This is a genomic window from Paraurantiacibacter namhicola (assembly GCF_001687545.1).
GTDB lineage: Bacteria > Pseudomonadota > Alphaproteobacteria > Sphingomonadales > Sphingomonadaceae > Paraurantiacibacter > Paraurantiacibacter namhicola.
Window position 1 is genome coordinate 1834819 of record NZ_CP016545.1, and the last position, 11046, is coordinate 1845864.

10 protein-coding genes are annotated in these 11046 nt (G+C 65.0%); 5 read left to right on the forward strand and 5 right to left on the reverse strand.

Translation table 11 applies throughout. The features are described from left to right. Positions 1–9: 9 nt before the first annotated feature. Together A6F65_RS08980 and A6F65_RS08985 are read right to left on the reverse strand one after the other, a co-directional pair. Positions 10–765: a nucleotidyltransferase family protein gene (locus A6F65_RS08980; protein ID WP_067787965.1), complete on the reverse strand. Its 756-nt coding sequence runs from the start codon at positions 763–765 to the stop codon at positions 10–12. Next, complete coding sequence (locus A6F65_RS08985) at positions 762–2093, reverse strand: lipopolysaccharide biosynthesis protein (protein WP_067787967.1); 1332 nt, start codon at positions 2091–2093, stop codon at positions 762–764. Before A6F65_RS08985 ends, A6F65_RS08980 begins: the two co-directional genes overlap by 4 nt. Positions 2094–2157: 64 nt before the next feature. Here A6F65_RS08985 and A6F65_RS08990 point away from each other — a divergent pair, with 64 nt between their 5' ends. After that, positions 2158–3363 (forward strand): hypothetical protein, encoded by a 1206-nt coding sequence (locus A6F65_RS08990; RefSeq protein ID WP_067787969.1) that lies wholly within the window; start codon positions 2158–2160, stop codon positions 3361–3363. Positions 3364–3421: 58 nt separating this feature from the next. Further along, a complete protein-coding gene (locus A6F65_RS08995; RefSeq protein ID WP_169817020.1) occupies positions 3422–4465 on the forward strand; it encodes a glycosyltransferase family 2 protein in 1044 nt (347 codons plus the stop codon). Positions 4466–4468: 3 nt separating this feature from the next. Here the strand turns inward: A6F65_RS08995 and A6F65_RS09000 are convergent, their stop codons facing one another. Continuing rightward, positions 4469–5107, reverse strand: a complete 639-nt coding sequence (locus A6F65_RS09000) for a haloacid dehalogenase-like hydrolase (protein WP_067787973.1) — start codon at positions 5105–5107, stop codon at positions 4469–4471. A gap of 196 nt (positions 5108–5303) precedes the next feature. Here A6F65_RS09000 and A6F65_RS09005 point away from each other — a divergent pair, with 196 nt between their 5' ends. The 3 genes from A6F65_RS09005 (at position 5304) to A6F65_RS09015 (ending at position 7975) form a co-directional block, all read left to right on the forward strand. Further along, complete coding sequence (locus tag A6F65_RS09005; protein WP_067787975.1) at positions 5304–6083, forward strand: succinate dehydrogenase iron-sulfur subunit; 780 nt, start codon at positions 5304–5306, stop codon at positions 6081–6083. Next, on the forward strand, positions 6080–7204 hold the full coding sequence (gene zapE, locus A6F65_RS09010) for a cell division protein ZapE (RefSeq protein WP_067787977.1): 1125 nt from the start codon (positions 6080–6082) through the stop codon (positions 7202–7204). The genes A6F65_RS09005 and zapE overlap by 4 nt, the downstream gene beginning before the upstream one ends. Before the next feature lie 75 nt (positions 7205–7279). Next, complete coding sequence (locus tag A6F65_RS09015; RefSeq protein WP_067787979.1) at positions 7280–7975, forward strand: pirin family protein; 696 nt, start codon at positions 7280–7282, stop codon at positions 7973–7975. A 30-nt stretch (positions 7976–8005) separates the two neighbouring features. Here the strand turns inward: A6F65_RS09015 and A6F65_RS09020 are convergent, their stop codons facing one another. Beyond that, on the reverse strand, positions 8006–8953 hold the full coding sequence (locus A6F65_RS09020; RefSeq protein ID WP_067787981.1) for a crotonase/enoyl-CoA hydratase family protein: 948 nt from the start codon (positions 8951–8953) through the stop codon (positions 8006–8008). Positions 8954–9139: 186 nt separating this feature from the next. Continuing rightward, a complete protein-coding gene (locus A6F65_RS09025; RefSeq protein ID WP_067787983.1) occupies positions 9140–11038 on the reverse strand; it encodes an XrtA/PEP-CTERM system amidotransferase in 1899 nt (632 codons plus the stop codon). Positions 11039–11046 lie beyond the last annotated feature (8 nt).

Genomic DNA, 11046 nt, shown 5'->3' on the forward strand with positions numbered 1-11046 from the left:
CTTTAGGCGTCAGCCCTGCTGGCGAGCCAGGATAGCGCGTATATCTGCAAGGTCGCTCGGCTTGTCCGCATCGACCGCAGCCAGCCCGCTCGGTGCCTCCACCAGCGCGGCGCGCACGCCGATCCGCTTGCCCAGCCTCGCAATGCCCTCCGCCAGCGTCAGCCGCCCGAGAGCGTAATCCAGCAGCGTGCCCAGCCCCAGCTTCGCCACGATGCGCCAGGGCCGCTTGCGATCTGCCTCGATCCCCTGCCACGCGGCAATGGCCTTCGCGGCATCCGGCGTGCGCAGGAAGAAGAGGTTGCACCCGCTCCAGTGCCCGTCCGCAAAGCGCAGATACGTGCGCCGGCTTCCGGGCAGCTCCGCCTTGATCGCCTCGCGCCGCGCCAGCATCACACCGACATCGGCATCGTCCGGGGTGCCCTCTATCGCGGCCCGGACCCATCCCGGTTGCAGCAGCGCATGATCCGCCGTGGTTACCAGCAGCGGCGCACCGGTCACATCGAGGCCGCGCTGGACACTCCCCGCAGGGCCGCGGGCAGGCTGCACCACTTCGCAATCCTGCGCGCGCGCCAACTCCGCCACCGGGCCTTCATCGCAAGCGACCACGATGCGCCCCGCCCCGGCCCCTCGCACGGCGCCTATAACGCGGCTCAGCATCGCCTCGCCGTCCACCGTAACCAGCGCCTTGGCCGCCACGCCCTCAGCCTCTGCCAGCGGATCGCCGCCGGGGCGCGTGCCCGCCAGCACCAACGCGGCAAAGCTCACGCCGCCCGCTCCGCCTTCACGAGCCGGCGCAACACGGCCCAGACCGCCAGCGTCATCAGCGCATAGATCGCGCCCTGCGCCAGCGTGACCATCCACCCCACCGCCAGCGAGCTGACATCCCGCACGGCCCAGACGGCCGCCGCCAGGACCATCAGGCCGATGATCCGGACATAGAGCTGGTAGCGCGCCTTGCCGGTGGAATGCAGGACGGATTCGTAAGAGACACTGGCAAGCTCGAAACTGGCTGCCAGCACCAGCGGCACCATGATCGCGCCGCCTGCGATGAAAGCCTCGCCGGAAATGAGCACCAATATGTCCTCACCCAGCCACACAGCCAGCGCCACGGCCGCGACGCTGACGACGAGGACGGAGAGACTGACCTGCCGGACGAGGCGCTGGAACTGGCGCGCGGGGCTGCCGTGGCGCTCCTTGTTCAGCTCCGGATAGATCGAATCCGAGAGGATGATGGCCAGCTTGCCGAGGCCCATCGCAAGCTGTTCCGCAATCCGGTAAACACCCGCCGCGCTCGTCCCGAAAAGGTATCCGACGGCCAACAGTGGCCCCTGCGCGATCAGCGCGTGGACGGAAGAGCTCATGTAAGTGACGCCCAGGAACCGCCGCAGACCGGGATTCTCCGCCAGCGACTGCCGCCACTCCTTGAGCGCAGACAAGCGCAGGACATCGGGCCTCAGCCGCCAGGCGGTGTACCAGGTGACGGCAGCGGACAGGAATTCCACCGCCGCCCAGGCAAACAGGAACCGGCCCACACTTGGGTCCGTCAGCCAGATGGCCACGGCGGCAAGCAGGCGGCCCGCCGGGGTAACCGCGCCGACATAGACCGACAGGTCAAACCGATCGAGCGCGCGCAAGATGCCGTAAGGCGCGGAAACGCGGGCCCATTGCATCGCCACCACGAATAGCAGCGCCATGTCGCGATATGCCGGGTTCACCTCCAGCGCGTCTGCCAGCAGGAAAAACCCGATTACGGCCAGCACGCTGCCGATCAGGGCGCCGAATGCGTCCACCAATCCGCCCAGTATGGACAGGCGACCAAAGGCCCGGTCGCGCCCGGCAGCAAGATGTTCCGTCCCGAACCGGATGATCATCTGCCAGGTGGCGAAACTGCACAGGGCATTGACGGTCAGCGTAATGCCGAAAATCAGCGAGAAGTGGCCGAAATCCTTAACGCCCAGCGACCGGGACAGGATCGCGAGATACGCCAGCGAGCTTACCGCGCCAAATCCCTTGCCGCCCAGCAGCATGCCCACATTGCGCAGGATCCGCTTGCCCGCGCCCGGCCCCTCTTTCGCTGACTGCGCGCCGTCCATGCCAGCGCCTTGGCGCAGAAAGCCCGCTTGCACAAGCAGGCCCCGATGCTAACCGGATGGCGTCATGCCAGCCCCGCCCCGCATCATGTTCCTGTACAATCACGATGCTGCCCACCAGGCGGCCCATATCGCCGGGATCATGCGCGCGCTGGCGCTGCGCCATCCGCAGGTGGAGGTGTATGCCGGGGTGGCCGGACCGGCTATCGAAGCGGAAATCCGCCGTATCGCCGGAGGCGATGCTGCGGCGCGCATCCACTGGCAGGACCTGTCGCTCAGCCCCGCGCTCGATACGCTGCTGTCCCTGCCCAACCGCCTGCTCCCGGCCAAGCGGCTTGCCCGCCTGCGCACGAACGAGGGGCTGTTCGCGCAGATGAGCCTGATCGTCTCGACGGAGCGCACATGCCTGCGCGTTCGGCGAAGGCTCCGCGCGAAGTTTGGCGATAAAGCGCCGCGCTTCGCCTATGTCCCCCATGGGTCGGGCGACAGGAACGTGGCCTACCACCCGGAGCTGGCACAATTCGATCTGAAGCTGGTCAGCGGGCAGAAGCTGGTGGACGAGATGGTGGCGCGCGGAATTGCGACGCCCGACCAGTGCCGCCTGATCGGCTATCCCAAGTTCGACACGATCGACACGTCCGCGAAGCCGCAGCTGTTCGATAACGACAGGCCCGTCTTCGTCTACAATCCACATTTCGACCCGAAACTGTCGAGCTGGTACGACCATGGCCCCGCCCTGCTGGAGTGGTTTGCCGGCCAGCAGGACCGCTTCAACCTGGTCTTTGCCCCGCATGTGATGCTGTTCCGCAAGGCGCTGCATGTCTCGCCCGAATACAGGCTCGCACGGCGCAGGCCGGACGTGCCGCAGGCGGCGCTGGATGCGCCTAATGTGCTGGTCGATACCGATAGCGAGCGCCTGTTCGACATGACCTACACGCTGGGCGCCGACGCCTATATCGGCGACATGTCGAGCCAGGTGTACGAGTTCCTCGTGCGGCGGCGGCCGTGCTTCTTCATCGACACCCATGCGGCCGATCTGCCCGGTGAAGCGGCCAATCGCGCATTCTGGGGCAATGGTCCTGTGGTGCAATCCGTGCCCGAGCTGACCGCCATGATCCCGCAATGGCAGGACATCGGCGAGGCGTATCGGGACACGCAGGATCGGCTGTTCTCTTACACGATAGACGACCGGCCCGGCGAGACTTCCGTAGACCGTGCCGCCGATGCGCTTGCCGGCTGGCTTGCACCGTCATCCGGGGCAGAAAGCCATTGACCGCAAAGGGGAATTCCGCGACTTGCCTCCCTTCGGGGGGAAATCAGGGACGCATATGATGACCGCAGCGCAAGCAACGCGCGCAGACGATGCTGGTGCATCGGCGCAGCAGCCATGGCTCAGCATCATGCTGCCGGTTTATAACGTCGCGCCCTATCTGGAAGAGTGCCTGCTATCGATCCTGTCGCAGGCCGATGAGGGCGTCGAAATCCTCCTGTGCGACGATTGCTCAACCGATGACAGTATGGATGTGGCGCGCAAGGTCGCCGACGAGCATCCGGGCCGCATCACCATCATGCAGAACCCGCAGAACCTGGGGCTATCGGGCACGCGCAACGCGATGAAGGACCGGGCGAGCGGCCGCTATTTCTGGTTTGTGGATTCGGACGACTACCTGCTGCCCGGTGCGATTTCCGCGCTGAAGACTTGGATCGACCGCGAGGCACCGGACGTCCTCAGTTTCAAGTATCGCCGCGGCCACATGCGGAAGAAGGCCTTCCGTGGCCCGTCGAACACTGTCGTGCATACGCCGGCAAAGATCCTCGCGGGCATTTACCGGTCCCGCAAGATGTACAGCTGGGCCAAGGTCAGCCACCGCAAACTGTGGGAAGGCGGGCTGGAATTCCCCGTCGGCAAGCTATTCGAAGACCAGTACAACACCCCGCTCCTGGCGCTGGCGGCGCAAACGCTGGTGCATATCGACAAGAGCCTACTAGTCTATCGCAAGCGTCCCGGCAGCATCCTTGCGCAGGCCGTGCGCGAGAAGGAACAGTTTGCCGAGAAAGCGCACCGCGACATGGCCCATGCCGCGGACCGTGTGCGAGAGGAAATGGCCCGCACGCCCGATGCCGAAACACCGGAATCCCGTTTCGCCATGAGCCATTTCCTGGCCCGCGAATTTGCCAAGACCTGCGAGCGGATCGAGCGCGCCGGAAGCGAAGGCTGCGGCGGGAAGGATCCGCGCGAACTGGCACGCGAATTCCGCGCCATCATGGATGGCAACAGCCCCATTCCCTTCGAAGAAATGCTGCGCCTCTACCGGCGCCCGCGCCACGCCTATTCCTACACCCAGCTGCGCAAGGCGCTGCGTTTCACGGCCTGACGCTCAGGGTGCGCGCCAGCCCCGCTCGGCGGCCCGCTCCCTCTCGCCCTCGCTATCGGTCACGAATACCGGGTCCTTCACCCGGTCCAGCAGGGGCGCGTCTGCAAAGCTGTCGCTGTAAAACCTTGTCTCGGCGGCAGCGAGGGATGCGCCCTCTCCTTCCAGCCAGGCTTCCACCCGCGCCAGCTTCTCCTCGCCATAGCAATTGCCGCCCGGGATGCCGTCGCCGTCCCAGCGCGTGCCGATGACGGTGTCGATACGCAGCAATTTCGCAAAGGCAGCGGCGTAGAATTCGAAGGCTGCCGTGGCGATGATGGGCCGGTAGCCCGCAGCCCTGTCCTGCTCCAGCGCGCGGATTATATCCTGCCTCCAGCCCCCGCGCGCGATATGCGCCTGCGAAAAGGCCTGGGCCGTGCCCGCCAGGTCGCCCCGTGCATGCTCGCCCAGCATCAGCCGCATGCCGAAAGCCTTCAGTGCCGTGCGGCTGCACAACCCCAGCTTGTAATACAGCATCGCCAGCACCCAAACCGGCGCCAGCAGCAGCCGCAGCGGCGCCAGCCTGCGTGCGGCGAACAGCAGGAAGGGCGTGAATGTCGCCCGTGCAGTCAGCGTCCTGTCGAGATCGTAAATGGCGATACGCATGGCCGCGCTTTCCTACACGATTGCAGCGCGGGCAGAAGGCCTCACATGACCTCGCCGGCAAACCCCTCCCCCATCCGAAAAACTTCGCCACTGGACAGTGTAACACCTGTAACACCTTGGCCTCCCCGCGCCCTTGTGTTGCAGGCACGAAACGCTAGATAGGGCGCACACGCAACGCGCAGGAAGCGAGCAGCAAATGGCCACCTTCACCCTCCCCAAGAACAGCCGCATCAAGCAGGGCGATAGCTATCGCACGGAAGGGGCCACGCGGACGAAAAGCTTCAAGATCTATCGCTACGATCCGGAAAGCGGCGAAAACCCGCGCTATGACACCTTCGAGATCGACCTCGACGATTGCGGCCCGATGGTGCTGGACGCCCTGTTCAAGATCAAGAACGACATGGATCCGACGCTGACCTTCCGCCGCTCCTGCCGCGAAGGCATCTGCGGGTCATGCTCCATGAACCTCAACGGCAAGAACGGCCTGGCCTGCACCACTGCGATCGAGGACCTGAAGGGCGAAATCCGCATCACGCCGCTGCCGCACATGGAAGTGATCAAGGACCTCGTCCCCGATTTCACGCACTTCTACGCGCAGTATGCCTCCATCCGCCCCTGGCTGCAGACCGTCACCCCCACCCCCAGCGGCAAGGAACGCCTGCAATCGCCGGAACAGCGCGAGAAGCTGGATGGGCTGTACGAGTGCATCCTGTGCGCCTGCTGCTCCACCAGCTGCCCCAGCTATTGGTGGAACAGCGACAAGTTCCTCGGCCCTGCTATCCTGCTGCAGGCCTATCGCTGGCTGGCGGACAGCCGCGACGAGATGACGGGTGAGCGGCTGGACGATCTGGAAGATCCGTTCCGCCTGTATCGCTGCCACACGATCATGAACTGCGCGAATGCCTGCCCCAAGGGCCTCAGCCCGGCCAAGGCCATCGCCGAAACCAAGAAGATGATGGCGGAGCGGCACGTCTGAGCGGACTGCTCAGCCGCTACGAAGCCCTCCTGGCCGCAGGCGAACTGCGACCGGACGATGAGCAGCGCGTAGCTGCCGAGCGGCTCGATCGCCTGCAACAGGAGCTGGAGGCGCAGCGCGGCTCGGCTGGCAAGGGCGGCTTCCTCTCGCGCATGTTCCGCAAGGCGGACCGGGTGCAGGGCGTGTACATGTGGGGCGGCGTCGGGCGCGGGAAGTCCATGCTGATGGACCTGTTCGTCGAGACATTGGACATAGAGCGAAAGCGCCGCGTCCATTTCCACGCCTTCATGCTGGAAGTCGACGCGATGATCCGCGAGGCGCGCAAGAGCGAGAGCGGCGATCCCATCGGCCCGGTGGCGGAGCAGCTGGGCAAGGACATCCGCCTGCTCGCTTTCGACGAAATGGTGGTCAACAACACGGCCGACGCTGCCATCATGTCCCGCCTGTTCACCGCGCTGATCTGCGAGCAGGAGGTGACGGTGGTCACCACCAGCAACCGCCCGCCGCGCGACCTCTACAAGGATGGGCTCAACCGATCGCTGTTCCTGCCCTTCATCGACCTCGTGCAGGCGGAACTGGACGTGGTCCCGCTCAACGGCCCGACGGATTACCGCATGGACCGGCTTGGCGGCATCGACAGCTGGCACACACCGCTGGGCGATGCCGCTACGGCGCAGGTGCGCGAGGCCTTCTTCCGCCTCACCGACTACAAGCCCGAAGACGCAGAGCACGTCCCCAGCATGGAGCTGGACCTCGGCGGTGGGCGGAGCCTGCATGTGCCAAAAGCGCTCAAGGGTGTCGGCGTGTTCAGCTTCAAGCGGCTGTGCGGAGAGAACCGCGGCGCGGCGGACTACCTCGCCATCGCCCGCGCCTTCCACACGGTAATCGTGGTCGGCATTCCCATCATGGGCCCGGACATGCGCAACGAGGCGATCCGCTTCACCAAGCTGGTCGACGCGCTGTACGAAATGCGCGTGAAGCTGTTTGCGACAGCGGATGCGGAGGCCGAAGCGCTCTATCCCTCAGGCGATGGCAGTTTCGAATTTGCCCGCACGGTCAGCCGCCTGAAGGAAATGCAGAGCAAGGAATACATGGCGCTGGGCCACGGCAGCGAGGGTTGAAGCCCGCCGATGTGACACTATCTCACATGCGTTCCGGCGGACACTGACCCGAACCCCGCCGATGTGAGAATACCCATGATCGATATCCGACCCTTCGACACCCTCGGTGCAGCCAACCACGGCTGGCTCGATGCGCGCCATCACTTCAGCTTCGCAAGCTACCACAACCCGGATCGCATGGCCTGGGGCCGCATCCGCGTATGGAATGACGACACGATTGCCGCGAAGTCCGGCTTCCCGCCCCACCCGCACAACGACATGGAAATCGTCACCTTCGTGCGGAAGGGCGCAATCAGCCACAAGGATTCCATGGGCAATGAAGGCCGCACCGCCGCTGGCGACGTGCAGGTGATGAGCGCCGGGACCGGCGTGACGCATGCCGAATACAACCTAGAGGACGAGGAAACCCAGCTGTTCCAGATCTGGATCCTGACGGACAAGGTCGGGGCGAAGCCGTCTTGGGACATGCGCGAATTCCCCAAGGCTTCCCGCGAAGGCGGTTTCGAGGTGCTCGCCAGCGGTGACGAGGCGGCGGATACGCTGCACATCAATGCCGATGCGCAGATCGCGGCGGCCAAGTTGGAGCAAGGCCAGAGTGCGACATGGCAGGCCGATCCGGCGCGTCACCAGTATCTGGTCGCAACCGGCGGCCGCGTGCGCGTGAACGGACAGGATGCGAACCCGCGTGACGGGATCGCCGTGACTGGAGAGGCCGCAATCACGGTAGAGGCGCTGGAAGACGCCGAACTGGTGCTGGTGGATTCGCGCTGACGCTCGATCAGCCGAGGTGGCCGGCCAAGGTCAGGCTGCCTCGGCAACCCGCCTTTGCGCGCTGGTGAGGCGGTTCATCATCTTCAGGTCGCTTTCGGACAGCTGCAGGGCGGTATCGGCCCACAACTTCACGATCTCGCACAGCTCATCCAGCATCAGCGGATTGACGAGGCGGGCAGCACGGCGCGCGCCAACAAGGCCGGGATGGCGGCGTTCGGACTTCTTGATGAAGTCGCGGCACGCCTCCAGCCCCTCGCCCGGCTCGGCCAGTACGTGGACCAGTCCCATCTCGTACAGCTCTTCTGCCGTGTAGGTCTGATTCGAGGTGATAATGCGGTCAGCCAGTGCCGCACCGACCTTGCGCGTCAGGATTGCGTGCGCGCCCATGCCGGGGAACAGGCCGAACAGCACTTCCGGCAGGCCGAACGTCGCATCCCGTTCCGCAACGAGGTAATCGAAGGACAGAAGGGCTTCGAAACCGCCGCCCAGCGCAGCGCCCTGCACCAGTCCGATGGTCAGCATCGGCAGGTCCAGCGTCTGCATGTTCCGGTGCAGGATCTCCACACAGGCGAAGCCGTACTTCTCCAGCCCTTCGCGGTCCTGGTCGCGGATCAACTTCTGGAACAGGGCCAGGTCACCGCCGAAGCAGAAGACGCCGGGCGCCCGGCTACCAAGAACGAGGTAGCGCAGCGGCACCTTGCCCGGACCGAAGTCCTTGGCGATCAGGCGCTGCCAGGTGTTGAAATCGTCCAGCATCGGCGGCGTGAAGCTCGGCCGCTCCGCCGGGCGCATGTAAGTCCACAGCGCTGCTCGATCATCGTCGTAGAAACAATCGAGCTCGGCCATGTTGAACAACCCTGGATCGATCGCATCGTGCAACGCGCTCTTGTGAACCAGGTTCTCTTCATCTTGCCCGAGTGCAAAGACGGGATCGCCCCCTGTCTGCACATCTCGCAATTCACCCGTCAGTCGGTCCATGCCGCCCTCAATTCTGCGTCCCGTCGCGCCGAATTGTAATTATATTGCGCGACAGGAAAGAGCGTATGCGACGGCAGAGTCGATTGGCAACTTAAAGTTTTGCCATCTTGGTGCTCGGCCGGGTCCAGTTCCCGAAATGACACAGATGATAAATAGCAAGTCTTGCCAAGGGGTCGCGCGGCGTCGCTAGCTGTTCACACCCAGTTTCGTCAGCGATTTTTCGAGCATGACGAGCTGCCACAGGAGCCGGGAATGATCCGCCCTTCCCGCGATGTGCGCATCGGCAATATCGCGCAGCCTGGAGCTTTCGAACCAGCCCGTCCTCGCCAATGTCGCGCTGGTGCCGATGGCCCGTGCATCACCCGCCAGCGGCCCGCGAAGCCACTCCGCAATCGGGGTGACGAAGCCCTGTTTCGGCCGGAAGAGTATGTCGTCCGGAAGGTATCGCTCCATTGCCTTCTTCAGCAGGTACTTGCCCTGCGTGCCCTTGATCCGCGCCCTGCGCGGCAGGCGGGCGGCAAATTCCACGAGGCGGTGGTCGAGCAAAGGCTCGCGCGCTTCCAGGCTGACCGCCATGCTGGTGCGGTCCACCTTGGTGAGGATGTCCCCGGGCATCCAGAACTTGAGGTCCGCATATTGCGCCCGGTCCAGCGCATCGCGGGCCGGTGCCTTGCCCATCAGGTCCAGCAGCGGCCTTTCGGCATGGTAATCGCCCAATTGCCGCGCGAAGTCCTGCGAATAGAGTGTTGCGCGCACTTCGGGGGCGGTCGTGGCGAGCGCGCGGGCGTAGCCTTCGTCGGCTTCCCCGGCGAGCGATAGCAGCGTGGTCTTGAAACGCAGCGGCCGCGGCGCCCAATCGGCTTTCGGATACATCCGGCCAAGCGGACCCAGCACTTTCTCACGTAGCAGCCGCGGCATCAGGCTGCGCGCGCGCGCTTCGTGCGCATGGAAGACCTGGCGGCGATAGCCAGCCATGGCCTCGTCCGCGCCGTCACCCGAAAGCGCCACCGTCACATGCTCGCGCGCCAACTGGCACACGCGCCAGGTTGGCAGGGCGCTGGCATCGGCAAAAGGCTCGTCGAACATGCCGGCCAGCGTATCGATGGCGTCGAACTGGTCGGAAGAGACCGTGCGCGCGTGATGGTTCGTACCAAAGCGCAGCGCGACCTGCGCGGCGTAGGATGTCTCGTCCGCGCTGGCGACGTCGAAGCCGATCGAGCAGGTCGTCACCGGATCGGGGCTGATCTCGCTCATCAGCGCGACCACGCTGGAGCTATCCACGCCGCCCGACAGGAAAGCGCCCAGCGGCACATCGGCCACCATCCGGCTTTCGACACCTTCGCGCAGGTGATGCAGCAGCTCCGCTTCCATCTCCGGCATGCGGCCGGAATGCCGCTCGGCAAAGCTGATGTCCCACCACTGCTTGGGCTGCGGCATGCCCTTGCCATGTTCCAGCAGCATGAAATGGCCGGCTGGCAGCTTGTGCACGCCCTTCAGGATGGATCGGTGATCGGGGACGTAGCCCCACGCCAGGTAGTCCTCCACAGCCAGCGGATCGACTTCGCGGCGCAGCAGCGGATGGGCCAGCAGGCCTTTCAGCTCGCTGGCAAAGGCCACGCTGCCATCGGACAGCTCGGAAAGGAACAGCGGCTTCACGCCGAACCGGTCCCGCGCAAGGAACAGTTGGCGGCTAGCATGGTCGTACAGCGCGAAGGCGAACATGCCGTCCAGGTGCTGCAGGCAGTCAGGGCCCCATGCCTGCCACGCGGCAAGGATGACCTCCGTATCGCCATCCGTGCGGAAACTTGCGCCCAGCTGCTCCAGCTGACGGCGCAACTCGCGGAAATTGTAGATTTCGCCGTTGAAGACGATGGTCGCCCGCCCGTCCGGCGAGTGCATCGGCTGCGGCGATCCGGCGATATCGATGATGGACAGGCGGCGATGGCCGAGCCCGACGCCGGCCTCCACCCAGACACCCGAGCCGTCCGGGCCGCGGTGATGCAGCGCATCGGTCATGGCCTCGACCCGGCGCGAGTCGACCGGCTTGATCGTGCCGCAATGGTAAATGCCTGCTATCCCGCACATGTGGCCGG